26 protein-coding genes and 2 tRNA genes are annotated in these 23,861 nt (G+C 73.6%); 16 read left to right on the top strand and 12 right to left on the bottom strand.

The features are described 5' to 3' along the window. The first annotated feature begins 17 nt into the window (after positions 1-17). Positions 18-704, top strand: coding sequence for an iron-dependent transcriptional repressor DtxR (locus tag IG63_RS0116985; protein ID WP_030485540.1), 687 nt, complete (start codon positions 18-20; stop codon positions 702-704). Here IG63_RS0116985 and IG63_RS0116980 read toward each other — a convergent pair. After that, positions 642-1,520, bottom strand: a complete 879-nt coding sequence (locus IG63_RS0116980; protein ID WP_036196070.1) for an NAD-dependent protein deacetylase — start codon at positions 1,518-1,520, stop codon at positions 642-644. The genes IG63_RS0116985 and IG63_RS0116980 overlap by 63 nt on opposite strands. Continuing rightward, on the bottom strand, positions 1,513-1,785 hold the full coding sequence (locus IG63_RS0116975) for a DUF2277 domain-containing protein (protein WP_030485538.1): 273 nt from the start codon (positions 1,783-1,785) through the stop codon (positions 1,513-1,515). Before IG63_RS0116975 ends, IG63_RS0116980 begins: the two co-directional genes overlap by 8 nt. A 63-nt stretch (positions 1,786-1,848) precedes the next feature. On the opposite strand from IG63_RS0116975, the gene IG63_RS0116970 reads away from it, so the two are divergent. Continuing rightward, positions 1,849-3,018, top strand: a complete 1,170-nt coding sequence (locus tag IG63_RS0116970; RefSeq protein ID WP_030485537.1) for a saccharopine dehydrogenase family protein — start codon at positions 1,849-1,851, stop codon at positions 3,016-3,018. Between the two features lie 175 nt (positions 3,019-3,193). Here the strand turns inward: IG63_RS0116970 and IG63_RS0116965 are convergent, their stop codons facing one another. From IG63_RS0116965 to IG63_RS23995, 6 genes are all read right to left on the bottom strand, one after another. Continuing rightward, entirely contained in the window at positions 3,194-4,030 is an 837-nt protein-coding gene (locus IG63_RS0116965; RefSeq protein WP_030485536.1) for an aldo/keto reductase, read from the bottom strand. Positions 4,031-4,046: 16 nt separating this feature from the next. Continuing rightward, complete coding sequence (gene efeB, locus IG63_RS0116960; RefSeq protein ID WP_036196066.1) at positions 4,047-5,291, bottom strand: iron uptake transporter deferrochelatase/peroxidase subunit; 1,245 nt, start codon at positions 5,289-5,291, stop codon at positions 4,047-4,049. Then, positions 5,288-6,454, bottom strand: coding sequence for an iron uptake system protein EfeO (gene efeO / locus IG63_RS0116955; RefSeq protein WP_036196065.1), 1,167 nt, complete (start codon positions 6,452-6,454; stop codon positions 5,288-5,290). The genes efeB and efeO overlap by 4 nt, the downstream gene beginning before the upstream one ends. An 11-nt stretch (positions 6,455-6,465) precedes the next feature. Beyond that, a complete protein-coding gene (efeU, locus tag IG63_RS0116950; protein WP_030485534.1) occupies positions 6,466-7,338 on the bottom strand; it encodes an iron uptake transporter permease EfeU in 873 nt (290 codons plus the stop codon). A gap of 206 nt (positions 7,339-7,544) precedes the next feature. Beyond that, positions 7,545-7,617: transfer RNA gene (locus tag IG63_RS0116945), tRNA-Arg, on the bottom strand. Then, positions 7,580-8,791 (bottom strand): DUF222 domain-containing protein, encoded by a 1,212-nt coding sequence (locus IG63_RS23995; protein WP_425411795.1) that lies wholly within the window; start codon positions 8,789-8,791, stop codon positions 7,580-7,582. The genes IG63_RS0116945 and IG63_RS23995 overlap by 38 nt, the downstream gene beginning before the upstream one ends. 475 nt (positions 8,792-9,266) lie before the next feature. On the opposite strand from IG63_RS23995, the gene IG63_RS0116930 reads away from it, so the two are divergent. The 5 genes from IG63_RS0116930 (at position 9,267) to IG63_RS0116910 (ending at position 12,816) form a co-directional block, all read left to right on the top strand. Then, entirely contained in the window at positions 9,267-9,605 is a 339-nt protein-coding gene (locus IG63_RS0116930) for a YciI family protein (protein WP_030485532.1), read from the top strand. A 258-nt stretch (positions 9,606-9,863) separates the two neighbouring features. Beyond that, positions 9,864-11,084, top strand: coding sequence for an LCP family protein (locus IG63_RS0116925; RefSeq protein WP_030485531.1), 1,221 nt, complete (start codon positions 9,864-9,866; stop codon positions 11,082-11,084). A 107-nt stretch (positions 11,085-11,191) separates the two neighbouring features. Further along, on the top strand, positions 11,192-12,109 hold the full coding sequence (locus IG63_RS0116920; protein WP_169741817.1) for an NAD-dependent epimerase/dehydratase family protein: 918 nt from the start codon (positions 11,192-11,194) through the stop codon (positions 12,107-12,109). After that, positions 12,106-12,282, top strand: coding sequence for a hypothetical protein (locus tag IG63_RS22815; protein WP_157210259.1), 177 nt, complete (start codon positions 12,106-12,108; stop codon positions 12,280-12,282). The genes IG63_RS0116920 and IG63_RS22815 overlap by 4 nt, the downstream gene beginning before the upstream one ends. Before the next feature lie 36 nt (positions 12,283-12,318). Then, a complete protein-coding gene (locus IG63_RS0116910; RefSeq protein ID WP_030485529.1) occupies positions 12,319-12,816 on the top strand; it encodes a GNAT family N-acetyltransferase in 498 nt (165 codons plus the stop codon). Between the two features lie 15 nt (positions 12,817-12,831). Here the strand turns inward: IG63_RS0116910 and IG63_RS0116905 are convergent, their stop codons facing one another. From IG63_RS0116905 to IG63_RS0116895, 3 genes are all read right to left on the bottom strand, one after another. After that, complete coding sequence (locus IG63_RS0116905; protein ID WP_051707048.1) at positions 12,832-13,224, bottom strand: MscL family protein; 393 nt, start codon at positions 13,222-13,224, stop codon at positions 12,832-12,834. Positions 13,225-13,278: 54 nt separating this feature from the next. Then, positions 13,279-13,938 (bottom strand): RcpC/CpaB family pilus assembly protein, encoded by a 660-nt coding sequence (locus IG63_RS0116900; RefSeq protein WP_051707047.1) that lies wholly within the window; start codon positions 13,936-13,938, stop codon positions 13,279-13,281. 69 nt (positions 13,939-14,007) lie between these two features. Beyond that, positions 14,008-14,331: an FmdB family zinc ribbon protein gene (locus IG63_RS0116895; RefSeq protein WP_030485526.1), complete on the bottom strand. Its 324-nt coding sequence runs from the start codon at positions 14,329-14,331 to the stop codon at positions 14,008-14,010. A gap of 19 nt (positions 14,332-14,350) precedes the next feature. Between IG63_RS0116895 and IG63_RS0116890 the strand changes: the two genes are divergently transcribed. Beyond that, positions 14,351-16,945, top strand: coding sequence for a penicillin acylase family protein (locus IG63_RS0116890; protein ID WP_084597276.1), 2,595 nt, complete (start codon positions 14,351-14,353; stop codon positions 16,943-16,945). 32 nt (positions 16,946-16,977) lie between these two features. Here IG63_RS0116890 and IG63_RS0116885 read toward each other — a convergent pair whose 3' ends face one another. Beyond that, entirely contained in the window at positions 16,978-17,571 is a 594-nt protein-coding gene (locus IG63_RS0116885; protein ID WP_051707046.1) for a 5-formyltetrahydrofolate cyclo-ligase, read from the bottom strand. A gap of 22 nt (positions 17,572-17,593) precedes the next feature. Here IG63_RS0116885 and IG63_RS0116880 point away from each other — a divergent pair, with 22 nt between their 5' ends. The 8 genes from IG63_RS0116880 (at position 17,594) to IG63_RS0116845 (ending at position 23,360) form a co-directional block, all read left to right on the top strand. After that, positions 17,594-18,973, top strand: a complete 1,380-nt coding sequence (locus IG63_RS0116880; protein WP_030485523.1) for a UTP--glucose-1-phosphate uridylyltransferase — start codon at positions 17,594-17,596, stop codon at positions 18,971-18,973. A 5-nt stretch (positions 18,974-18,978) separates the two neighbouring features. Beyond that, positions 18,979-20,238, top strand: a complete 1,260-nt coding sequence (gene glp, locus IG63_RS0116875) for a molybdotransferase-like divisome protein Glp (RefSeq protein ID WP_030485522.1) — start codon at positions 18,979-18,981, stop codon at positions 20,236-20,238. Beyond that, positions 20,235-20,720 carry a cyclic pyranopterin monophosphate synthase MoaC gene (moaC, locus tag IG63_RS0116870; RefSeq protein WP_030485521.1) on the top strand — a complete coding sequence of 162 codons (486 nt, stop codon included), beginning with the start codon at positions 20,235-20,237 and terminating at the stop codon, positions 20,718-20,720. The genes glp and moaC overlap by 4 nt, the downstream gene beginning before the upstream one ends. Beyond that, positions 20,713-21,213: a MogA/MoaB family molybdenum cofactor biosynthesis protein gene (locus IG63_RS0116865; protein WP_245604481.1), complete on the top strand. Its 501-nt coding sequence runs from the start codon at positions 20,713-20,715 to the stop codon at positions 21,211-21,213. The genes moaC and IG63_RS0116865 overlap by 8 nt, the downstream gene beginning before the upstream one ends. A 35-nt stretch (positions 21,214-21,248) precedes the next feature. Next, positions 21,249-21,851, top strand: coding sequence for a GNAT family N-acetyltransferase (locus tag IG63_RS0116860; RefSeq protein ID WP_245604480.1), 603 nt, complete (start codon positions 21,249-21,251; stop codon positions 21,849-21,851). 61 nt (positions 21,852-21,912) lie between these two features. Further along, positions 21,913-22,752: a divisome protein SepX/GlpR gene (gene sepX / locus IG63_RS0116855; RefSeq protein WP_030485518.1), complete on the top strand. Its 840-nt coding sequence runs from the start codon at positions 21,913-21,915 to the stop codon at positions 22,750-22,752. A gap of 41 nt (positions 22,753-22,793) precedes the next feature. Further along, entirely contained in the window at positions 22,794-23,210 is a 417-nt protein-coding gene (locus IG63_RS0116850; RefSeq protein WP_157210258.1) for a hypothetical protein, read from the top strand. 74 nt (positions 23,211-23,284) lie between these two features. Continuing rightward, a tRNA-Ala gene (locus IG63_RS0116845) sits at positions 23,285-23,360 on the top strand. The last annotated feature ends 501 nt before the right edge of the window (positions 23,361-23,861 follow it).

Genomic DNA, 23,861 nt, shown 5'->3' with positions numbered 1-23,861 from the left:
TGGGCAAGAATGGGGCGGTGAGCGACCTCATCGACACCACGGAGATGTACCTCCGCACGATCTACGAGCTGTCGGAGGAGGGCATCGTCCCGCTCCGCGCCCGCATCGCCGAGCGGCTCCACCAGAGCGGTCCGACCGTGAGCCAGACCGTCGCCCGCATGGAGCGGGACGGCCTGCTGACCGTCGAGGGTGACCGCCACCTCGAGCTCACCGTCGAGGGCCGGGCGCTGGCCACCCGCGTGATGCGCAAGCACCGCCTCGCCGAGCGACTGCTCACCGACGTGATCGGGCTCGACTGGGAGCTGGTGCACGCCGAGGCCTGTCGCTGGGAGCACGTGATGAGCGAGACCGTGGAGCGCCGCCTCCTCGAGCTGCTCGACCACCCCACCGAGTCGCCCTACGGCAACCCGATCCCCGGGCTCGGCGAGCTGGGCGCTGCCGACGAGGCCGAGGAGTTCCGCACCGGCGTCGAGGCGCTCTCGGGTGTCGTGGGCACCGAGTCGCGCCGGGTGCGGGTGCGCCGGATCAGCGAGGAGATGCAGAAGGACGAGGTGCTGATGGGGGCGCTACGCCGCGCGGGCGCCATGCCGGGCACCACGATCGCCGCCCAGGCGACGCCGGAGGGCGTGCTGCTCGGCAGCTCAGGCGAGACGGCCGAGATCGTCACCGAGGCCGCCGAGCACATCTTCGTCTCGCCCGCATAGGGCGCGCAGCCACTCGCTGGTGCCGGCCTCGACCTTGTGGGTCGCCAGGTCGTCGCCCCGCGTCGGCCCGCGGTTGACGATCACGACCGGGAGCCCGGCCTTCGCGGCGTACCGGACGAAGCGCAGGCCCGACATCACCGCGAGCGACGACCCCGCGACCAGCAGCGCGTCGGCGTCGTCGAGCGCGTCGTAGCAGCGCTGCACCCGGTCCTTGGGCACGCTCTCGCCGAAGAAGACCACGTCGGGCTTGAGCCGCCCGCCGCAGCCCTCGCAGGCCGGCACCCGGAAGTCCGAGGTGTCGTCGAGCTCGACGTCGCCGTCGGGGCGCGCGGTGGCCTCGTGGTGGGCCGCCAGCCAGCCGGGGTTGAGCTCGCCCAGCCGGCGCTGCATCGTCGAGCGGGGGGAGCGGCGGCGGCAGTCGAGGCACACCACCTCGCTGATCCGCCCGTGCAGCGCGACGACCTGGGCGCTGCCCGCGGCCTCGTGCAGCCCGTCGACGTTCTGCGTGATCAGCAGCCGCAGCCGCCCCTCCGCCTCCAGCCCGGCGAGGGCGCGGTGGCCGTCGTTGGGGTGGGCGGTGCCCATGCGGGACCAGCCGACGTGGGCCCGGGCCCAGTAGCGCTGCTGCGCCTCGGGCGCGGCGACGAACTCCTGGTAGGTCATCGGCGTGCGCACGGGCTTGCCCGGCCCCCGGTAGTCGGGGATGCCGGAGTCGGTGGAGAGACCGGCGCCGGTCAGCGCCACCAGCCGGGGGCCGAGCAGCCCCCTGAGATCGGGGTCGAGCGTGAGCACGGGCGGGTCGGTGGGCTCAGCCACGGGCGTAGCGCAGCTCCGCCCGGGCGCGCGCCTTGGCGGCCTCGACGTCGCGGTCCTTGGGTGGCGCCGTGGTGGTCAGGTCGTCGAGCAGCTGCCGGGTGATCGCCGTGATCTCGGCGACGGCGGTGTCGAAGACCTCCTGGTTGGCCTTCGACGGGCGGGTGCTGCCGCTGACCTTGCGGACGTACTGCAGCGCGGCGGCGTGCACCTCGTCCTTGGTGGCGGGGGGCTCGAAGTTGTGCAGGGTGCGGATGTTGCGGCACATGCCGTCGAGGGTACGCCCGGGCGTGAGACAGGATGGGTCCTCCGATCCCGACGAGGAGGGCACGTGCCCGCTGCAGAGCGTGACTACGACGTGGTGGTGCTCGGCGCCACCGGCTTCACCGGTGAGCTGACGGCGGCGTACCTCGCCGAGCACGCTCCCGACGGCCTGCGGTGGGCGATCGCCGGCCGCAACCCCGACAAGCTCGAGGCCGTCCGCGCCCGGCTGGCCTCCGAGCACGGGGTCGAGGTGCCGACGGTGGTCGCCGACAGCGCCGACGACGCGTCCCTGCACGCCCTGGCCGCCTCGACCCGCGTCGTCGTCACCACCGTGGGTCCCTACCTGCTCCACGGCGAGCCACTGGTCGCCGCCTGCGCCAAGGAGGGCACCGACTACGTCGACCTCACCGGCGAGCCGGAGTTCGTCGACCGGATGTACCTCCAGCACCACGCGCAGGCGGTCGAGACGGGCGCCCGGCTGGTGCACGCCTGCGGCTTCGACTCGATCCCGCACGACCTGGGCGCCTACTTCACCGTGCAGCAGCTGGGCTCCACCGAGCCGATCACGCTGCGCGGCGTGGTGCGCTCCAACGCGACCTTCTCCGGCGGCACCTTCCACTCCTTCCTCGGCGCCGCGTCGCGGGCCAAGCAGATGAGGGCAGCGATGAAGGAGCGCCGGGCCGCCGAGCCGCGCCCCGAGGGACGCCGCTCGCGCGCCGTCGCGGGCAAGCCGCATCGCGACTCCCGCACGCGGCTGTGGCTGCTGCCGCTCCCGACCATCGACCCCTTCGTGGTGGCGCGCTCCGGCGCCGCGCTGGCGGCGTACGGCCCGGACTTCCGCTACAGCCACTACGCCGGCCTCAAGACGCTGCGCTACACCGCGGGGGCCGTGGCCGGCGCGGGCACGCTGAGCCTGGCCGCGCAGGTGCCGCCGGTGCGCAAGTTCCTCGGGGCCCGGGTGCCGCAGGGTCAGGGGCCCTCGGAGCAGCGCCGGCAGAAGAGCTGGTTCACCGTCGACTTCGAGGGCCGCGCCGGCGACCGCGTCGTCCGCACCCGCGTCAGCGGCGGCGACCCCGGCTACACCGAGACCGCCAAGATGCTCGCGGAGTCGGCCCTGTGCCTGGCCCTCGACGACAACCCCACGACGTCCGGCCAGGTCACCACGGCCGTCGCCATGGGCGACGCCCTGCTCGCCCGGCTGCAGGCCGCCGGCCTGCGCTTCGAGGTCGTCGACTGATCGGTGGGACCGTCGGGGGGCGCTTTTCGCACGAAACGAATCCGCCGGGTCGTTTCCGCGAGACCTGCAGGTCGGCGTACGGCGTGTCGCTTGCGGATCTCGCGAAATGCGCGGGCGCGGGCCGACCCACCTGCGTTTCGCACGAAAAGCGTGGCGGTGGGGGAGGAGCGACCCGCTACATCTCCTCGTGGGTCTCCGGGTCGCCGCCGAAGAGGCGGCCGTCGGGCTCGGCGAGGGCGCTGATGGCGGCGACCTCGGCGTCGGTGAGCTCGAAGGAGAAGACGTCGAGGTTCTGCGCCTGGCGCTCGCGGCTGCTCGACTTGGGGATCGGGAGCGAGCCGAGCTGCACGTGCCAGCGCAGGATCACCTGCCCCGGGGTGACGCCGAGGCGGGACGCCGCCTCGGTCACCGCCGGCTCGTCGAGCGGCGCGCGGCGCTTGCCCATCGGGCTCCACGCCTCGGTCAGGACGCCGAGGCGGGCGTGCTCGGCGCGCAGCTCCTCCTGCGGGAAGCGCGGGTGCAGCTCGACCTGGTTGACCACCGGCGTGACGCCCGTGTCGGCGATGATCTCGGCGAGCAGGGCGGGGGTGAAGTTGGAGACGCCGACCGAGCGCACCCAGCCGCGCTCGCGGGCCTCCACCAGCGCCCGCCAGGCCTCGGCGTACCGCCCGACGCCGGGGTTGGGCCAGTGGATCAGGTGCAGGTCGAGGTGGTCGAGGCGGAGCCGCTCCAGCGAGCCCTCGATCGAGGTCAGTGCGTCGTCGTAGGCGTGGTGGCGTCCGGGCAGCTTGCTGGTGACGAAGAGCTCCTCGCGCGGGACGCCGCACTGCCGCACGACCTCGCCGACCTCGGTCTCGTTCTCGTAGTTGACCGCGGTGTCGAGCAGCCGGTAGCCGACGTCGACGGCGCCGAGCATCATCTCGACGCCCTCGGCCCCCTTCAGCGGGTAGGTGCCGAAGCCGATCGCCGGGATCTCGCGGCCGTCGTTGAGGGTGTGGGTCGGGACGCTCATGGGACCACCCTGCCAGTCAGGTGAAGAGCGTCTCGCCGACCCACCCGGTCGGCGAGGTGACGCCGGGCGGCACCGCCCAGAGACCCGAGCCGGTGTGCTCGAGGTACTCCATCAGCCCGTCGTCGCGCGAGAGCGTGGTCTGCATCGGCACGTAGTGGCGCAGCGGGTCGCGCACGAAGGCGATGAAGAAGAGGCCCGCGTCGAGGCGGCCGAGGCGGTCGGTGCCGTCGGCGAAGTTGTAACCGCGCCGCAGCAGCCGCACGCCGTCGTTGAAGTCGGGATGGGCCAGCCTGACGTGCGAGCCCATCGGGATCAGCGGGCCGTCGCGGCCCTGGATCTCGAAGTCGGGCTCGGTGTGCTCGGCGCCGCCAGAGAGCGGAGCGCCCTCGACGCGGTCGCGGCCCACCAGCGCCTCCTGCTCGCGCAGCGAGGTCCGGTCCCACGGCTCGATGGCCATGCTGATCCGGCGGGCGACGAGGTAGCTGCCGCCCGCGAGCCAGTCGCCGCCGTCGTCGTCGGGAGCGACCCAGCTGAAGTCGCGCAGCGCACGGGTCTCCTCGGCCTTGAGGTTGGCCGTGCCGTCCTTGAAGCCGAAGAGGTTGCGCGGGGTGGCCTGCGCCTGCGTGGTCGACGACGTGCGGCCGAAGCCCAGCTGGGCCCACCGCATCGCGACGGTGCCGAAGCCGATCCGGGCGAGGTTGCGGATCGCGTGCACCGCCACCTGCGGGTCGTCGGCGCAGGCCTGCACGCACAGGTCGCCGTCGCTGCGGGCCGGGTCGAGCCGGTCGGCGGGGAAGTGCGGCAGCCGCTGCAGCGACGCCGGACGACGTGCGGCTAGCCCGAAGCGGTCGTCGAAGAGCGACGGCCCCAGACCGAAGGTCAGCGTGAGCCTGGACGCCGGGAGGCCCAGCGCCTCGCCGGTGTCGCGGGGCGGGGCGTCGTACGACGTCGCGGCGCCACCGCCCACCGCCTCGCCGCGCACCATCTCGCGGGCCGCGGCGCTCCAGGCCCGCAGCAGGGTCACCAGCGCGTCGCGGGAGTCGGTCGTGACGTCGAAGGAGGCGAAGTGGAGCCGGTCCTGCGCCGGGGTGACGATGCCGGCCTGGTGCTCGCCCTCGAAGGGGTGGTGGGTGGCGGCGGCGGGCTCGACGGGCTGTCCGTGGCCCCAGGCGTAGCCGGCCGCGCCCGTGCCGGCGGCCAGCGCGCCCGCGCCGGCCGCGCCGAGCAGCCGGCGGCGGGAGAGGTGGGACGGACCGGTCACAGGGTGATGGCCGCCGTCATCTGCGAGAGCGGCTCGGCGAGGGTGTTGACCGCGTCGGAGAGGCGCTTGCGCTCCGGCTCGGTCACGGTGTCGTAGGAGACGAAGCCGTCGCCCTGCCGGTGCTCGTCGAGCTCGGCCTGCAGCGCCTCGAAGGCCGAGGAGATCTGCTGCGACAGGCCGGCGTCCTTGACCTCCAGCAGCGGCTTGAGCCCCTCGTAGGCGACCCTTGCGCCGTCGACGTTGGCCTGGAAGTCGTAGAGGTCGGTGTGGCTCCAGATGTCCTCCTCGCCGGTGATCTTGCCGGTGGCGACCTCGTCGAGCAGGCCCTTGGAGCCGTTGGAGATCTGGTCGACGGTGACCTCGAGGTCCTGCACCCGCTCGTCGAGGGTGCGGGTGTTGGCGAGCAGGTCCTCGGCGTACGTCGTGCGCTTCTCGGGGGTGAGGGCGGCGTACCCGCTCGCCGGCGGCCAGAGGTCCTTCTCGATCCGGTGCCACCCGGTCCACTCCTGCCCGGGCTCGAGGTCGGCCTCGCGAAGGTCCATCTTGGGGTCGAGGTCGCCGAAGGACTCCGCGACGGTCTCGATGCGCTCCCAGTAGCCGCGCGCCTGCGGGTAGAGCGCCCGCGCCCGGTCGTCGTCGCCTGCCCGGTACGCCGCGAGGAAGGCCTCGGTCTCGCCGACGAGGGTGCGCGCCTGGTCGCGCACGTAGGCGGCGTACGCGTCGGTCGCGGCGTCGATGGTCTCCTGGTCGACGCCCTCGATGCCGGCGTCCTCGCCCGAGTCGGTGACGGTGAAGTCGGCCCGGATGCCCTCGCCCTTCATGCCCGGCTTGCAGGCGGTGACGTAGCTGCCGGGCTCGGCCCGCACGACGAGGTCGCGGGTGAGGCCGGGGCCGACGTTCTCCACCTCGCCCACGATGCGCAGTCCGTCGTCGCCGTAGAGGTAGAACTCCGTGACCTCGTCGCCGGCGTTGGTGACCTCGAAGACGACGTTGCCCGACGGTGCCTCGGTCGTCGTGAGCTCGCAGCCGTCGGCGGTCGACTCGACGGCGATCGTGCCGTCGCCGTCCTGCGCGGTCGGGGTGTTGGACTCGGTGAGGCCGGAGCACGCGCCGAGCGTGAGCAGGGCCGCGGCCGCGGTGACGGCCAGGGGAAGTCGTGACACGGGTGTGCCTTTCAGGGGGTCGGTGCGCCCGAGCGCGTGGGGGAGGACGTGGCCGGTCGGGCCGGTCGGGTGCGGCGCCAGAAGAGCACCGAGGTCGGGACGACGTACGCGACCCAGGCGGCGGCCTCGAGCCAGGTCGTGGCGGGGGAGAAGTTGAAGACGCCCTTGAGCAGGGTGCCGAGCAGCGAGCCGGGCGGCACCTGCTCGCTGACGTCGAAGGCCAGGCTGTCGAGGCCGGGCAGGATGCCCGCCTCCTGGAGGTCGTGCACGCCGTACGCCAGGACGCCGGCGGCGACCAGGATCAGCAGCGCGCCGGTCCAGGTGAAGAACCGCTGCAGGTCGATGCGCAGCACCCCGCGGTAGAAGGCGAAGCCCATCGCCACCGCCGTCGCGATGCCGAGGAGCGCCCCGACGAGCGGGGCGACCGTCGAGCCGCCGTCGCGCGTGGCTGCCTGCGTGGCCGACCAGATGAAGAGCGCGGTCTCGAGCCCCTCGCGCCCGACCGCGAGGAAGGCGACCACGACCATCGACCCCCAGCCCGCCTCGGCGGCGGCGTCGACGCGGCCGCGCAGCTCGCCGGAGAGGTCGCGCGCGTGCCGCGCCATCCAGAAGATCATCCAGGTGACGAAGCCGACCGCGACGATTGAGAGCGTGCCGCCGATCGCCTCCTGCGCCTCGAAGGTCAGGCGGCGCGGGCCGAAGGTGAGCAGCGCCCCGAAGCCGACGGAGAGCGCGACCGCCAGGCCCACGCCCGCCCAGATGCGGGGCAGCAGGTCGCCGCGGCCCGAGCGCACCAGGTAGGCGACGAGGATGACCACGACGAGGCTGGCCTCGAGCCCCTCACGGAGTCCGATGAGGTAGTTGCCGAGCGGGAAGGCGTCCATGTGGTGGCGTCCTGGGCATGAGGTAAGGCTTGCCTTCGTACGCTAGACCCCGGTCGTTGTCCGTGGCAACGAGGGTGCCCCGTGTCGCGCCGGTGGTGCGGTCCACGGCGTAGGCCCCGAGGCGTGCCGTCGACGGGCCGGGGCCGCACGAGGGCGTCGAGCTCGACCCCGTCCGCGCTCATGAGAGCCGGTGTGAGCCTCCGAGGTGCCCCAGGCAGGAGTCGAACCTGCGACCTTTCGCTTAGGAGGCGGCTGCTCTATCCGCTGAGCTACTGGGGCCGCTCCGGCCGGGCGGGAGACCGCCGGCCGCAGGGCACATCTTGTCAGCCCGCGCGCGCGGGCTGACAAGAGACCGGGGAGCGTCACTCGCGTCGGTGGAAGCGGACGCGGCCCTCGGGGGTGGTGTCGTGGCGGTAGCCGGGGTGGGTGAGGCGTTGGTGAAGAGCCGCTGGGTGGCGCCGAGGTCGAGGACCTGACCGGCCCCGCCGAGCACGGCGGGGATGAGCCGGTGGCGGGCCGCGAGCCGGCGGGCCAGGCGCGCGGAGATCCGGGTGCCGGTGTCGAGGGTCGCGACCCCGGCCGCATCGAGGCGCTGCTCGAGGTCGTGGAGGCTCATGGTGACCACGACGGTCGCGTCACCCCCGCCGGTGGCGGGCAGGTCCTCGGCACGGAGCCGCTCGAGCAGCTCGCAGAACGCCTGTCCCCGCCGGACGGGCGCCGGGGTGGTCTCGACAGGCTCGACCATCTGGTTGTCGGTCGAGCTTGTCGAGACCCCGGCGGGCTCGGCGGCCGGGTTGTCGGTCTCGACATGCTCGACCGGCTCTGGTGTCGAGACCCGGGTCGGGTTGGTCAGCGCTTGCAGGGCCTTCTTCAGCATCTGCCCGTGGAGCTGGGGGATGCGGAAGCGGCCGTGGCAGGTGCCCTGGTGGTCCTGCCACATCTCCAAGGTCGTCTTGCGGGCGGCGCGGGCCTCCTCGGCCTCGAGCAGGGTGCCCTCGTAGGCATCCACTGCCTCGGGACAGATGACCGCGTAGATGCGACGGCCGAGCTGCTCGAGCGCGGTGGCGTCGAAGTCACCGGCCAGGCCGACCAGGTGCGCCTCGGCGGTCGACCGTTGCTCGGCGGTGGTGGCGAAGCGTCCGCTCACCGGCAGCAGGTCCAGCGCCCGGCTGATCGCCCGAGCCTGCGCCAGGTTCACCCCACCGGCCGCCATCCCCGCGGCCAGGACAGGGCGGTCGGTCTCCAGTGTGCGGGCGAGCTTGAGCTCCGCGCGCGCGGCCGGCTTGGTCTGCCGGGTCTGCCGGGCGACCCAGTCCGCGACGGTGCGGTCGCCGGGGTCGGTGACGTCGGGGTCGCGGTCGGCCTCGGCCAGGACCTGGAGCCGCAGCGCGTCGAGCTGCGCCTGGGCGACGGCGAGGTCGAGCAGGGTCTGGACCTTCTCGTCGGTGCTCATCGCCCACACCGGCACGGGGCTGGTGGTGAGGTCCTCGAGCCGGCGGCGCAGCCGGGCGGCGAGGTCCGCGACCGGGTGGACGGCAGGCGCCAGCGAGCCGTCTCCGGTGCCGTCCCCGACCTGCTCGCTCATGGGTCCATTGAACCTGCGACCACCGACAGTCCAGGCCGCTGACCTGCGGTTTCGTCCACCATCCGGACGATGTCGGGAAGTCTCTCCAGGGGTCTCGAGACGGTCGCTGCGCGACCTCCTCGACCACCCGAAGGGGTGCGGTGGGCGGGCGGCTTGCAGGGGTCTCGAGACGGTCGCTGCGCGACCTCCTCGACCACCCGGGGTGTGGTGAGGGGGCGGCGTACGGGGGTCTCGAGACGGTCGCTGCGCGACCTCCTCGACCACCCGAGGGTGCCGAGGCGGCGATGAGTCCGCACGGGGAGCGTGATCAGGATGGCGTCAGGAAGTCACAGGAGGAGAAAAGATGCCGACGTTCGTCACGATCGGGTACGGCGACCGCGAAGGATACGAGCGCACCAGTCCCCAGGTACGGGCGGCCGCGCACGAGCACGACCGACACCTCGTGCACACCGGGGCCGTGTCGCTGGTCGGAGTCGCTGGAGAGCCCGTGCAGGTGCGCAACCACGACGCCGCGGGCGTGAGCACCTCGGAGGGTGCCTTCTTGCGATCGGCACTGCCGGTGGCGGGCTTTGCCGTCGTCGAGGCGACTGACGCCGAAGAGGCGGCGCGGCTGGTGTCGGGGACGCCCTGCGCCGTGGCACATGGCGTGGTCGAGGTGTGGCCCCTCGCGGAGACTCCCTGAGGAGGCATTCGGCTCAAGGGTCTCGCGACGGTGGCTGCGCGACCCCCCGACCACCCGAGGGGGTACGGCGGGCGGGCAGCGTACGGGCCCTTCGAGGCTCGCTGCGCTCGCACCTCAGGGACCGAGAGTCCTGCGCGACCGGCCGGGCCGGCGCGGGTGTTCGTCTGACCTGCATGGATGGGCGTGGAAGAATGGCGCGGCCCCTGGATGTGCAGGTCATGATGGGGTGCGACCACCCCCCGAGACGAGGTACGCCAGGTGTCCGACGTAGACACGCGCCCGGAGACGGATCAGCCGTCCCGCCGTCGTCGGATCCTCAAGCGCATCGCCGTCGGGGTCGCGGTGCTCGTCGTGGTGATCGCGACCGGTCTCGTGGTGACCTACCAGAAGCTCGAGGGCAACATCACCGCGATCGACCCGCCGCTGGGCGACGACCGCCCGCCCGAGATCGAGGAGACCGGGCCCACGGAGTCGCTCACGGTGCTGGTGATGGGCTCCGACTCCCGTGAGGGCACCAACATCGGCGGCGACACCCCGGGGGTCTCCGACACCACGATGCTGCTGCACATCTCGGCCGACCGGGAGCGCGCCTTCGGCGTCAGCATCCCGCGCGACCTGATGGTCGAGCGGCCCGAGTGCGAGAAGGACGGCGAGACCGTCCCGGGCGGGCTGACGCAGTTCAACGCGGCGTACGCCGTGGGCGGGCCCGCCTGCACGGTGCGCACCGTCGAGGCGATGTCGGACGTGCGCGTCGACCACTTCGTGGTCATCGACTTCGCCGGCTTCAAGGACATGGTCGACGCCGTCGACGGCGTCACCGTCTGCGTGCCCAACGAGGTCAACGACGACATCGGCAAGATCTACCTGCCCGAGGGCACCTACACCGTCACCGGCAACCAGGCCCTCGACTACGTGCGCGTGCGGCACGGCCTCGGGGTGGAGAACGGCGACATCGGCCGGATGAAGCGGCAGCAGGCCTTCATCGCCTCGATGGTCCAGAAGGTGATGTCGGCGGGCACGCTGACCAACCCGGTGCGGCTCTTCAACTTCCTCGACGCCGCCACCAAGTCGCTGACCACCGACCGCGAGTTCGCCAACCTCAAGCAGCTGGCGTCGCTGGGCGCCTCGCTGCAGGGCATCGGCCTCGACAACGTCAACTTCCTCACCGTGCCCAACGAGGCCTACGCGCCCGACCCCAACCGGCTGCAGCTCACCGCCGACGCCGACCGGCTGTGGAAGGTGATCCGCAACGACAAGCCGCTGGGCGCCTTCGCCGCCGAGGCGCTCTCCCCGGGGGAGGACTCCTCCGGCACGCCGTCGGCGTCCCCCTCGCCCCCGGAGTCGCCGTCGCCGTCGGAGTCACCGTCGGGGCCCTCGGAGTCCGCGTCGCCGTCGGAGTCCGCCTCACCCGGGGCCACCGAGGCGGCCGCGGCCGAGAAGCGCCGCAAGGCGGCCGAGGAGGCCGGGCTCTGCGTCTGAGCCCGAGCGCGGCCGGGGCTGACAAAATCCTCTCTTTACCCCGCGACGACGCGCTGCGACACGCCCGGAGGTTGCCGTCACCGATTCGTTATCGGAGTATGGCGGGCGTGAAGGTCGTGCTGACTGGGGGGACCGGAGTGCTCGGTCGTGCCGCTGTGCGCTCCTTGCGAGCCGCCGGCCACGACGTCGCCGTGGTCGCCCACACGTCCCGCTCCAAGGGCATCGCCGAGCGTCTGGGCGTGCCCGCCGTGCCCGGTGACGTGCTCCGTCCCGGCACGCTCGCGCACGCCTTCGAGGACGCCGACGCGGTGGTCAACCTCGCCAGCGCGATGCCCGTCGGGCTCGGTCTCCACGTGCCGGGGGCCTGGCGCCGGCACGACCAGCTGCGCACCGAGGGCGTCCGCAACGTCGTCGAGGCGGCCCGGGCGGTCGGCTGCCGGCGCGTGGTGCAGGAGAGCGTGAGCTTCCTGTACGCCGACCAGGGCGACGAGTGGATCACCGAGAGGGCGCCCCTCGAGATCACCGCCTCCACCGAGCCGGCCGCCGTCGGCGAGTCGCTGGTGCAGGACTTCACCTGCGGCTCGCGCACCGGCGTGGTGCTGCGCTTCGGCCGCATCGTCGGCGACGACCCCGGCACCCGCCACCAGCTGCGCGCGGCGCTGCACGGCCGCCGCATCGGGCTCGGCCACCCCTCCGACTGGTCGCACGTCGTGCACACCGACGACGTCGGCGAGGCCGTCGTGGCCGCGCTGCACGCTCCCAGCGGGGTCTACAACGTCGGCGCCGAGCCGGTGCAGCGCCACGACCTGGCGCAGGGGTACGCCGACGCCGCCGGCGTCGACACCGCGACCTTCCGCACCGGCCCCTCGCGCTGGTGGGACGGCGCGCGGCACGAGCCGCTGACGCGCTCGCTGCGGGTGTGCTCCGACCACTTCGCCTCGCAGACCGGCTGGCGCCCGCTGCGCCCGAAGTTCGACGTCGGCTGGTTCGACGCCGTGCTCCCGCGGCAGTCGCTGACCCCGTGAGCGAGCAGCCCCTCACGCCCGCCGAGCGCGCGCGGCGACGGCGACGTCTCGCCGAGGTCTTCGGCGAGGTGCTGCCCGAGCAGACCCGTGACGACGCCGACGAGCCGGGTGCGCGAGACGCCGCCGGCGAGGAGCGGCTGCGGCGCGAGGTCCCGCCCCACCACGGTTCCTGAGGAGCCGAGGGCCGGTCGACCCCTAGGGTGCCGAGCATGCGGGTGCGCGTGCGCAGGGCCGAGCCCGACGACCTCGGGGCGGTCGTCGCCTTCGGGTCGGCCGTGGTCCCGCCCCACTACGCCCCGATCCTCGGGCACCGGGGCGCGCAGGCCCAGCTGGGCTGGTGGACCGCCGAGCAGCTCGCCCCCGCCCTGGCAGCGGGCCGGGTCCATCTCGCCGAGACCGAGACCGGGACCGGGACCGAGCTGGTCGGCGTGTGCCAGACCGGTGAGCTGGACGGGCAGCAGGTGATCTGGAAGCTGTACGTCGCCCCGGACCACCGGGGCCGCTCTCTCGGGGTGGAGCTGCTGCAGCAGGCGGTCGCCGCGCTCCCGCAGGGCGCGGAGAGCGTCCACGTCGAGCACTTCGCGGGCAACGCCGGCGCCGCTCGCTTCTACGAGCGCGAGGGCTTCGAGGTGGTGCGGACGGACCCGCCCTCCCCGGGTGGCTCGCCGGGCAGCGCGGTCGTCTGGCGTCGCCGGCGGCTGCGGTAGCGCTGCGGCGCCACCTCAGATCGAGCTGGTGCCCTCGGGCGGGTTGGCCACGCCGGTCGTGCCGGTGTTCTGCGCCGCGATCAGGTCGCGGATCTCCTCCAGCAGCGCCACGTCGGCGGGCGTGCCGGCGGGCTCCGCGGGGAAGTACTTCTCCTTGGCCCGCGTGTAGGGCATCACCACGAAGAAGTAGACGATCGCGGCGAGCAGCACGAAGCTGATGGTGGCGTTGAGGAACGCCCCGAAGGTGTTGGCCTCGTTGGCGAAGTACTCGGTGGCGGTGTCGGGCATCTGCGCGGTCAGCCAGTTGGTGAAGGTCGTGACCACGGCGCCGAAGGCGGTGCCGATGATGACCGCGACGGCGAGGTCGATGAGGTTGCCGCGCAGCAGGAAGTTCTTGAAGCCGGACATGCGTGCTCCTTGACCTGTCGGTGCTCCGGGTCGCCCGTCGACCCGGGGGAGACGCTAGTCGCTCCAGACGGGGATGAGAAGGCTGGTGGCGGTGGCGGCCGCCACGTCGGACGACGCCTCGTCGGGCACCGCGAGCACCACGAGCCGTCCGGGGGAGCCCGGTCCGGCGGCCGTGTTGCCCGCCTCCGGCACGGCGACCACGGCGACGTCGGTGACCAGCACCCGGGCCTGCCCGCCGCGCCCGTCGGCGGGCGCCGACACCACGTCGACACGGTCGCCGGGACGCAGCAGGTCGACGACCTCGGCGTCGGCGAAGCGCACCGGCACCGCCGTGCTCCCGGGGTACGCCGCCGACAGTCCCGGTCCGAGCACGCGCAGGTCGGTGAGCAGCTCGCCCTCGGTGACCGGTGCCGCGAGGGGGCGGCCGACGACGACGCCGGGGTCGCGCACCGCGCCCTCCGGCACCAGGGCCGGCGGCACCCGCACCGGGTGCACCGACGAGCCGGTCAGCAGCGCCCCGCCCGGCAGCGACCGGGCGGCGGCCCAGACGGTGACGGTCGGCGCGGGCGCGGGCGACGTGGCCTGCACCACGAGCAGCACCGCTCCGGCCGCCGCGAGCGCCGCCAGCGGACGTCGGTGCAGCAGCACCCGTCGGCGCAGGCGGCGTACGGCGTGGGTCAGCGCCGCGAGCGGGGCGCGGGAGGTGCCGGGCATGCCGGCGAACCTAGGCGTCCGCGCGCGCCCGTGCCGGCGTCGTCCACAGGCCTGGCGCCGGGCACGTGGTCAGGCAGACTTCGGGGTCGTGGAGCTGCTGCTGGAGCCGGAGTCCTTCGCGGGGGTGGCGGGCTTGGCGTCGGCGGCCGGCTTCTTCTCGCCGCCGGACTTCTCGGTCGAGCCCGAGGAGCTCGAGGAGTCGGCGGCGGAGTCCTTGCCGCGGCTGTCGGTGCGGTAGAAGCCGGAGCCCTTGAAGACCACGCCGACCGCGCCGAAGACCTTGCGCAGCCGTCCGCCGCACTCGGGGCACTCGGTCAGGGAGTCGTCGGTGAACGCCTGCACGACCTCCAGGAAGTGGCCGCACTCGGTGCAGGAGTACTGGTAGGTAGGCACGGCGGGATGCTACGGCACAATGCCTCGCGTGAGCGTGGCGAGCGGGTGGGAGCGGTTCCGCGGCTGGCCCGGCTGGGCCCGCGCGAGCGTCTACGTCGCCGCCGGGCTCGCGCTGCTGCTCGTGGTCGGGGTCCTGGCCGGCGTGGTGCTCGTGCGCCGTCCGCTCCCGCAGACCTCGGGCACGCTGGCCGTGCCCGGCCTGGGAGCCGACGTCGAGGTCTTCCGCGACGCCCAGGGGGTGCCGCAGGTCTACGCCGACGACGCGAGCGACCTCTTCTTCGCGCAGGGCTACGTGCAGGCGCAGGACCGCTTCTTCGAGATGGACGTGCGCCGCCACATCACGGCGGGCCGGCTGGCCGAGCTGCTGGGGGAGCCGGCGGTCGAGACCGATCTCGTGGTGCGCACGATGGGCTGGCGCCGGGTGGCCGAGCAGGAGCTCGACCTGCTCTCGCCGCAGACGGTCTCCTACCTGGAGTCCTACAGCGCGGGCGTCAACGCCTGGCTCGAGGAGCGCGACCTGACCGAGCTGGGAGCCGAGTACACGCTGCTCGCCCTGGGGGGCCTGGGCTACCAGCCCGAGCAGTGGACGCCCGTCGACTCGCTGGCCTGGCTCAAGGCGATGGCGTGGGACCTGCGCGGCAACATGCAGGACGAGGTCGAGCGCACCCGGCTGGCGGTGCGGCGCACGCCGGAGCAGGTCGACCAGCTCTACCCCCGCTACCCCTACCAGCGGCACGCGCCGATCGTGCCGGACGCCGCCGGCGCCGCGCCGGTGGCCGGACGGGCCGCGCCGGGCGGCGAGGCGGGGGCGTCGTACGGGCAGGAGCAGCAGGAGGCCGTCGAGCGCGCCGCGGCCGCCGCCGACGTCGTCCCCGACCTGCTGGGCAGCGGCGAGGGCATCGGCTCCAACAGCTGGGTGGTCTCGGGGGAGCACACCGTCTCGGGCAAGCCGCTGCTCGCCAACGACCCGCACCTGGGCGTCTCGCAGCCCGGGATCTGGTACCAGATGGGGCTGCACTGCCGCTCCGTCGGCGAGGACTGCCCCTTCGACGTCGCCGGCTTCACCTTCGCCGGCGTGCCCGGCGTCGTGATCGGCCACAACCGCGACATCGCGTGGGGCCTGACCAACCTCGACCCGGACGTCACCGACCTCTACCTCGAGCAGGTCGAGGGGCGCACCTACCTCTACGACGGCGAGCGGCTGCCGCTGGAGCAGCGCGACGAGGAGATCAGGGTCGCCGGCGGCGAGACGCGCACCATCTCGGTGCGCTCCACGCGCCACGGACCGCTGCTCTCCGACGTCTCCTCCGAGCTCTCCAGCGTGGGGGCCAACGCCGAGGTCGCCCCCGACGCCCCGGAGCGCGACAACGGCTACGCCGTGGCGCTGGCCTGGACGGCGCTCGAGCCGCGGCCGACGATCGAGGCGCTCTTCGGCTTCAACCGCGCCGCCGGGTGGGAGGACTTCCGCGAGGCCGCGCGCAGCTTCGCCGTGCCGAGCCAGAACCTGGTGTACGCCGACGCCGACGGCAACATCGGCTACCAGGCGCCGGGGGCGATCCCGGTGCGCCAGGGCGGGCGCGACGGTCGCTACCCCGCCTCCGGCTGGGACCCCGCCGACGACTGGGCCGAGCGCACGGTGCCCTTCGACCAGCTCCCGAGCGTGCTCAACCCCGCCGAGGGCTTCGTCGTCACGGCCAACCAGGCGGTCACCGGTCCCGACTACCCCCACCTGCTGACGGCCGACCCTGACCTCGGCTACCGCAGCCAGCGCATCCGGCGGCTGCTCGCCGACCGCATCGCCAGCGGCTCCCGCCTCGACGTCGCCGACATGGAGGAGATCCAGGGCGACACCCGCAGCCCTGCCGCGGCCGTGCTGGTGCCGTACCTGATGCGCCAGCTGATGACCTCGGAGTACTACGCCGACGGCCAGCGGCTGCTCGTCGACTGGGACGGCTCCCAGCCGGCGGACTCCGCCGCGGCGGCCTACTTCAACGCGGTGTGGCGCAACGTGCTCGCGCTGACCTTCCACGACGAGATGGCCGAGGAGCTGTGGCCCGACGGTGGTGCGCGGTGGGTCGCGGTGCTCGACAACCTGCTGCGCGATCCCGACAACCCCTGGTGGGACGACGCGACGACCGAGGGCGTGATCGAGGATCGCGACACCGTGCTCACCGCCGCGATGCAGCGGGCCCGCGACGACCTCACCCGCACGCTCGGCGTCAGCCCGAAGACCTGGTCGTGGGGTCGCCTGCACCAGCTCCGCCTCGAGCACGCCACGGTCGGGCAGAGCGAGCTCGCGCCGGTGCGGGCGCTGCTCAACCGGGGTCCCTTCGAGGTGGGTGGCGGGTCGGCGACCGTCGACGCCACCGCCTGGTACGCCCCCGAGGGCTACACCGTCGACTCCGCGCCGTCGATGCGCATGGTGGTCGATCTCGACGACCTCGACCGCTCCCGCTGGGTCAACCTCACCGGCAGCTCCGGCCACCCCGCCTCGCCGCACTACCGCGACCAGGTCGAGACCTGGGCGGCCGGCCGCAGCTATCCCTGGCCCTTCGGCCCCGACGCCGTCCGCGCCGCCACCCAGGACCGGCTGCTGCTCCGCCCCGCCGACTGACCGCCGACCGACCGTCGACTGGCCGACCTGCGTCAGAAGCGGACGAGACCCTCAGGGGTGGCGGCGGCGAGCACGGGGCGGTCGTGCGGCTCGCGGGGCACGGCGTCGAGCAGCTCGCCCGGGTGCAGCAGCACGCAGGTGAGGGTGCCGACGGGCACGCGGGCCAGCGCGCGGTCGTAGCAGCCGCCGCCCTGCCCGAGCCGGCTGCCGTCGGCCCCCACGGCGAGGCCGGGCAGCAGCACCACGTCGGCTGTCGCCACGGCGTCGGTGCCGCGCCGCTCGCCCACCGGCTGCAGCAGTCCCCTGGGGCCGGGCGCCAGGTCGCGGTCGCCGGCGTACGCCGCCCAGTCGAGGTCGAGGTCGGGGAGCACGACCGGGAGCAGCACGTGCACCCCTCGGGCGGTGAGCGCGTCGAGCAGGGGACCGGTGCCGGGCTCGCTGCCCACCGAGACGTACGCCGCCACGGTGGCGGCGCGGCGTACCTCCGGGACGGCGAGCACGACGTCGGCCAGCGCGCGGGCGTGCTCCCCGAGGAGGGCCGGGCCGAGGCCGCGTCGCGCGGCGCGGAGCTGGTCGCGCAGCGCCAGCTTGCTCGCCCGCTCGCGGGTACCGCTGTGGTCGGCCACGACCTGAGCCTACGATCGAGTCATGAAGTCGAAGGGACTCACCAAGGCCCGCGACAAGATGTCGGACGCGGGCGTCGACCCGGTCGCGATCGAGGTCTTCTCGCACTACTACCGCCAGCTCGAGCACGGCGAGACCGGGATGATCTCGGAGTCGTCGATCGAGCCGGTGCAGATCGACGCGCTCGACGACGTCGAGGTGCCCGCGGAGACCGCCGCGGAGGCGATCGGGGCCACCGTCGTCATCAAGCTCAACGGCGGCCTCGGCACGTCGATGGGCATGGACCGCGCCAAGTCGCTGCTGTGCGTCGGGCGCGGCCTGTCCTTCCTCGACGTCATCGCCCGGCAGGTGCTCCACCTGCGCCGCCAGTACGGCGCCACGCTCCCGCTGCTCTTCATGAACAGCTTCCGCACGTCCGAGGACACCCTCGCGGCCCTGGGCCGCTACGACGACCTCGCCGTCGACGGCCTGCCGCTGGACTTCCTGCAGAACAAGGAGCCCAAGCTCCTCGCCAAGGACCTCACCCCGGTCTCGTGGGCCAAGGACCCCTCCCTGGAGTGGTGTCCGCCCGGCCACGGCGACCTCTACACCGCGCTGCTGGGCAGCGGCATGCTCGACCGGCTGATCGAGGCCGGCTACCGCTACGCCTTCGTCTCCAACTCCGACAACCTCGGCGCCGTCCCCGACGCGCGCGTGGCCGGCTGGTTCGCCTCGACCGGCGCGCCCTTCGCGATCGAGGCCGTGCGGCGTACGCCGTCGGACCGCAAGGGCGGCCACTTCGCCCGCCGCAAGGAGGACGGCCGGATCGTGCTGCGCGAGACCGCGCAGACGCCCAAGGCCGACCAGGAGGCGCTGCAGGACCTCTCGCGGCACCGCTACTGCTCCACCAACAACCTGTGGTTCGACCTCGCGCGGATGCGCGAGGAGCTGCGGCGCCGCGACGGCGTGCTCGGGCTGCCGATGATCCGCAACGAGAAGACCGTCGACCCCAGCGACTCCAGCAGCCCGAAGGTGATCCAGATCGAGACCGCCATGGGTGCGGCCATCGAGGTCTTCGACGACTCCCGGCTGATCGAGGTCGGCCGCGACCGCTTCGTGCCCGTCAAGACCACCAACGACCTGCTGGTGCTGCGCTCCGACGCCTACGACATCGGCTCCGACTTCGTGCTCGACCAGGTGCCTGCCGAGATCCCGTTCGTCGACCTCGACGACGACCACTACAAGCGCGTGCAGGACTTCGACCACCGCTTCCAGAACGGCGCACCGTCGCTCAAGGACGCCGAGTCGCTGGTGGTCAAGGGCGACTGGAGCTTCGGCCCGGGCGTCGTGGTCAAGGGCACCGCCACGCTCGAGGGCGACCACGGCCGGGTCGAGGCGCGCAGCGTCATCGGCGACGGGGCCTGACCCCGATGCCGATCCGCTCGGTCGACGAGCACCTCGAGGCGGTGCTGGCGCAGGTCGAGCCGCTCCCGCCCATCGAGCACCCGCTGCTCGACGCCATCGGGCTCGCGGTCGCCGACGACGTGCACGCCGACGTCGCGCTGCCGCGCTTCGACAACTCCGCGATGGACGGCTACGCCGTGCTCTTCCGCGACGTCGCCGAGGCGGGGGAGCGACCCGTGCACCTGCCGGTCGTCGGCGAGATCGCGGCGGGGCAGACCACGATCCACTCGCTGGCCCCGGGCACCGCGGTGCGCATCATGACCGGAGCCCCGGTCCCGGCGGGGGCGACCGCGATCGTGCCCTTCGAGTGGACCGAGGAGCGCGACGGCGAGGTGGTCGTCTCGCAGGCCCCCTCGGAGGGCCAGCACGTGCGCAGCGCCGGCGAGGAGGTCGCCGAGGGCGACCTGCTGCTGCGCTCCGGCGAGGTGATCGGCACCCGTCAGGTCGGGCTGCTGGCGGCACTGGGGCGCGGCCGCGTGCTGACCTCGCCCCGCCCGCGCGTGGTGGTGATGTCGACCGGCGCCGAGCTGGTCGAGCCCGGCCGTCCGCTCGCGGGCGACCAGATCTACGACTCCAACAGCTACCTGCTGGCCGCCGCGGTCCGCGCGCACGGCGGCATCCCGCTGCGCGCCCGCGCCACCAGCGACGAGCCGGAGGCCTTCGCGGCCGCGCTCGAGGACCAGCTGCTGCGCGCCGACCTGGTGGTCACCAGCGGCGGCGTCAGCAAGGGCACCCACGACGTGGTCAAGGAGGTGCTGCTCGACGGCAGCCGCTTCAAGGAGCGGCTGCGCGGGCACGTCGACTTCGTGGAGGTCGCGATGCAGCCGGGCAAGCCCCAGGGCTTCGGCGTGCTCGGTCCCGACGCGACCCCCGTCTTCACGCTCCCCGGCAACCCGGTCTCGTCGTACGTCTCCTTCGAGGTCTTCGTGGTGCCGGTGCTGCGGCGCCTGGCCGGTCGGCCCGCGGCGGGTCGCCGGCTGGTGCCGGGCCGGCTGACCGAGTCGGTGCGCTCGCTGCGCGGCCGGCAGCAGCTGCTGCGCGCCGAGGCGTCGTACGACGGGGGCACGCTGCGCGTCACCCCCGTGGGCGGGGCCGGCTCCCACCTGATCGCGGGGCTGGCGTCCGCCGACGCGCTGGTGGTGCTCGACGCCGACGTCACCCACGCCGAGCGCGACGACCTGGTGCCGGTGATGCTGCTCGACCCCCAGGGCGGAGGCGTGTCGTGACCACCGAGGAGCCCTCGCGGCTGACCCACGTCGACGAGTCCGGCGCCGCCCGCATGGTCGACGTCGGCGAGAAGTCCGTGACCCAGCGCACCGCCACGGCGAGCGGGCGCGTGCTGGTCTCGCCGCGGGTCGTCGAGCTGCTGCGCGGCGACGGCGTGCCCAAGGGCGACGCGCTCGGCGTGGCCAGGGTCGCCGGGATCATGGCGGCCAAGCGCACCCCCGACCTGGTGCCGCTGTGCCACCCGCTCGCGATCTCCGGCGTCACCGTCGACCTGGTCGTCGACGACGACGCCGTCGCGATCACCGCCACCGTGCGCACCACCGACCGCACCGGCGTCGAGATGGAGGCCCTGACGGCGGTCTCGGTCGCGGGCCTCACCGTCGTCGACATGGTCAAGGCGGTCGACAAGGGCGCGGTCATCACCGACGTCCGGGTCGAGACCAAGACCGGTGGCAGGTCGGGGGACTGGCGCCGTGGCTGAGCAGCCGGCCGACCGGCCGCCCCTGCGCGCCGAGGTGGTCGTGGCGTCCAACCGGGCCGCGGCCGGGATCTACGACGACACCACCGGCCCCCTCATCGTCGAGGCGCTGCGCGCCGACGGCTGGACCGTCGAGAGCCCCGTGGTCGTGCCCGACGGCGCCCCGGTGGGGGAGGCGATCCGCGCGGCCGTCGACGGCGGCGCCCGCGCCGTGCTGACCACCGGCGGCACCGGCCTGACGCCGACCGACCGCACGCCCGAGGTCACCCGCGCCCTGCTCGACGCCGAGGTGCCCGGCATCGCCGAGGCGATCCGCGCCCAGGGCACGGCCAAGGGCGTCGCGACGGCGGCGCTCTCGCGCGGCGTCGCCGGCGTGGTCGGCCAGGCCCTCGTGGTCAACCTGCCCGGCTCCCGCGGCGGGGTGAAGGACGGCCTGGCGGTCGTCGTACCGCTGCTGCGGCACGCCGTGGAGCAGATCGTCGGGAGCGACCACTGAGCCGCGCCGCCGGCTCGCCGCCCGGGTGGCCCGCCGTGCTGGAGGCGCGACTGCCCTCGGGCCAGGTGCGGCTGCGGCCGCTCACCCAGGCCGACCGGCACGTCTGGCGCCGGCTGCGGCAGGCCAACGCCGACTGGCTGGCGCCGTGGGACGCCACCCCGCCGGCCGACTCCCACGCGCAGCCGCGCAGCTTCCCCGCCATGGTGCGCGCGATGCGACGCGACGCCCGCGCGGGTCGCCAGCTGCCCTTCGTGGTCGAGCACGAGGGCGACTTCGTCGGGCAGCTCAGCGTCAACAACGTGGTGCGCGGGTCGGCGCAGTTCGCCTCCATCGGCTACTGGGTCGACCGGGAGCACGCCGGGCTCGGGATCATCCCCGCAGCCCTGGCGATGGCCGTCGACCACTGCTTCGGCCCGGTCGGGCTGCACCGCGTCGAGGTGGCGATCCGGCCGGAGAACGCCAACTCGCTGCGGGTGGTGGAGAAGCTCGGCTTCGTGGAGGTGGGCTACGCCCCCGGCTACCTGCACATCGACGGGGCGTGGCGCGACCACCGGATCTTCGCGCTCACCCGCGAGCAGGTCGTGGGCCGGCTGCAGGACCGGCTGGAGCGGAGCGAGCCACACGCGTCACAGGAGTGATCTGGCGACACACCGCCCCGCGTCCGGAGCCGGGTAATCACACGCTTGTAATTTTCTCCCCGTGGACCTCTCAGCCCTCATCTTCGTGGTGCTCGCCCTCGCGTGGGCCGTCTACCTGATCCCCAAGGCGCTGCAGCACCACGACGAGGTGGCGGGGGAGCGGCTCGACGAGAGCCACTCCGAGCGTGCCCGCGTGCTGTCGCGGCGGCGTACGACGGGTGTCGCGGAGCGGTCCGGGAGCTCGTCAGCATCGACCGACGCGGTGGAGTCGCCGGTCGAGCCCGACGCCGTGGCCGAGGTCGCGCCCCGCCGGGTGCGGCGGAGCTCCAAGCCCCGTCCCGAGCTCAGCGCCGCCGGTCGCGCGGCCCGCAACCGCCGCCGGGTTCTCGCCCTGCTGCTGGCCACGCTCGCCACCGTGTGGGCGCTGACCTGGTTCGCCTACCTCCCCGCCATCACCCCGCTGTGGCCCTCGCTCGCGGTCGTCGGCTGGCTGGTCGTCGCGCGCCTCTCCGTGGTGCAGATGCAGCGTGCCCGGCGTGCGCGCCCGCTCGCGCCGGCGTCCGACGACGAGGCCGCCGCCCCTGTGGCGGGGCCTGTCCGGGAGCCCGTGCAGGTCGCCGCGCCGACGCCCGCCGCCCCCGCCGAGCCGCTCGACTCCCGCCCCGAGGTCGTCGCCGAGCAGCAGGCCCTCGCCGACGACGGCGCCCTGTGGGACCCGCTGCCGCTGACCCTCCCGACGTACGTCGGCAAGGCCACCGCCCGGCGTACGGTGCGGACCATCGAGCTCACCGGCATGACCAGCTCGGGCCACGACGCCGCCGACTCCGCCCTGGCCCGCGAGGCCGAGGCCACCCGCACGGCGGCGACCACCGCCGAGCAGCGCCGGGCCGCCGGCGCCTGACCTCCCGGGGACGGCGGATGACCGTGGGTCATCGGGTCTGTGTGGAGCTCGACCCGTTGCTGACGCCCCTCGGCTTCGCCCCCGGCCAGGGAAGTGACTCCGACGGGCCGCTCAGCGTGGTCTTCTGCGCAGCCCCGGAGGATCTCGCGGCGACGCTCCCTTGGCTCGCCGAGCTCCTGGCCGGGGACATCGTCGAGGTCGGCACCATCCCGTGCTGGGACATGGTGGTCGAGGCTGACGACGCCGGGCTCGCACGCGTCGACATCGAGGGCCTCACCCTCGTCGAGATCCTCCGCGGGCTCGACCTGCGCAGCGACGCCGACGCGATCGCGGCGCAGATGGGACGCTCCGTCGATGCCGCGCTGCCCGTGCTCGCTGAGGTCCTGCGGCGTCTCTTCGCAGCACCGGGTGATCGGGGAGGATCCCGCGCACCAGGTGCAGTCGATCCTCCCCGTTGACCCGATTGGGGCGAGATGCAGCGGCGGTGGTAACTTCTTCCTCGCGCTCGACGGGTCCACCACGCGGGCGCTCCGGGGCTGTGGCGCAGTTGGTAGCGCGTCTCGTTCGCAATGAGAAGGTCAGGGGTTCGAATCCCCTCAGCTCCACCAACAAACCGGGTCTGACCTGCGGAAACGCAGTCCAGGCCCGGTTTCGCCGTGTGACACGTGTGCCCCCTGCGTGCCCCCGCAACCCATGCAAGCAGCAGTGAGAAGGTCACTGTGCGGGGGAGTAGAAACCATTTCAGTTGCACAGCGCCCTCGTCCGCGCTGACGTTGCGATGGCACCACGGGTAACTGCTCACAGGTCGTGAGAAGTTCAGCGCCTCCTGAGCCGGCGTCACTAGTCCGTGCAGCAGACCCCTACGGATGGAAGCAGCGGTGAGAAGGTCACTGGCCGGGGGAGTGGCAGCCACGTCAGTTGCGCGGCGCCCTCGTCCGCGCTGACTTTGCAATGGCACCACGGGTAACTGCTCACGGGTGGTGAGATGGTCAGTGCCCCGCCTGAGCCGGTGACCTGACCTACCGTTTGGGCTCCATCCGCGGTGGCTAACTGACAGCGGGGATGGGTTCGTTTTCGGAGCGTAGTTCGTACTCGATCGGGGTGCGATA

Source organism: Nocardioides aequoreus (assembly GCF_000720335.1).
Lineage (GTDB): Bacteria > Actinomycetota > Actinomycetes > Propionibacteriales > Nocardioidaceae > Marmoricola > Marmoricola aequoreus.
This window is presented reverse-complemented; position numbering and strand designations above follow the sequence as displayed.

Excerpts from the sequence above, each read along its gene's own strand:
- IG63_RS0116975 (WP_030485538.1), bottom strand. The coding sequence starts at position 1,785 with ATGTGCCGCAACATCCGCACCCTGCACAACTTCGAGCCCCCCGCCACC.
- IG63_RS0116965 (WP_030485536.1), bottom strand. The coding sequence starts at position 4,030 with ATGAGCGTCCCGACCCACACCCTCAACGACGGCCGCGAGATCCCGGCG.
- efeU (WP_030485534.1), bottom strand. The coding sequence starts at position 7,338 with ATGGACGCCTTCCCGCTCGGCAACTACCTCATCGGACTCCGTGAGGGG.
- IG63_RS23995 (WP_425411795.1), bottom strand. The coding sequence starts at position 8,791 with ATGAGCACCGACGAGAAGGTCCAGACCCTGCTCGACCTCGCCGTCGCC.
- IG63_RS0116930 (WP_030485532.1), top strand. The coding sequence starts at position 9,267 with ATGCCGACGTTCGTCACGATCGGGTACGGCGACCGCGAAGGATACGAG.
- IG63_RS0116910 (WP_030485529.1), top strand. The coding sequence starts at position 12,319 with ATGCGGGTGCGCGTGCGCAGGGCCGAGCCCGACGACCTCGGGGCGGTC.
- IG63_RS0116905 (WP_051707048.1), bottom strand. The coding sequence starts at position 13,224 with ATGTCCGGCTTCAAGAACTTCCTGCTGCGCGGCAACCTCATCGACCTC.
- IG63_RS0116900 (WP_051707047.1), bottom strand. The coding sequence starts at position 13,938 with ATGCCCGGCACCTCCCGCGCCCCGCTCGCGGCGCTGACCCACGCCGTA.
- IG63_RS0116890 (WP_084597276.1), top strand. The coding sequence starts at position 14,351 with ATGCCTCGCGTGAGCGTGGCGAGCGGGTGGGAGCGGTTCCGCGGCTGG.
- IG63_RS0116880 (WP_030485523.1), top strand. The coding sequence starts at position 17,594 with ATGAAGTCGAAGGGACTCACCAAGGCCCGCGACAAGATGTCGGACGCG.
- glp (WP_030485522.1), top strand. The coding sequence starts at position 18,979 with ATGCCGATCCGCTCGGTCGACGAGCACCTCGAGGCGGTGCTGGCGCAG.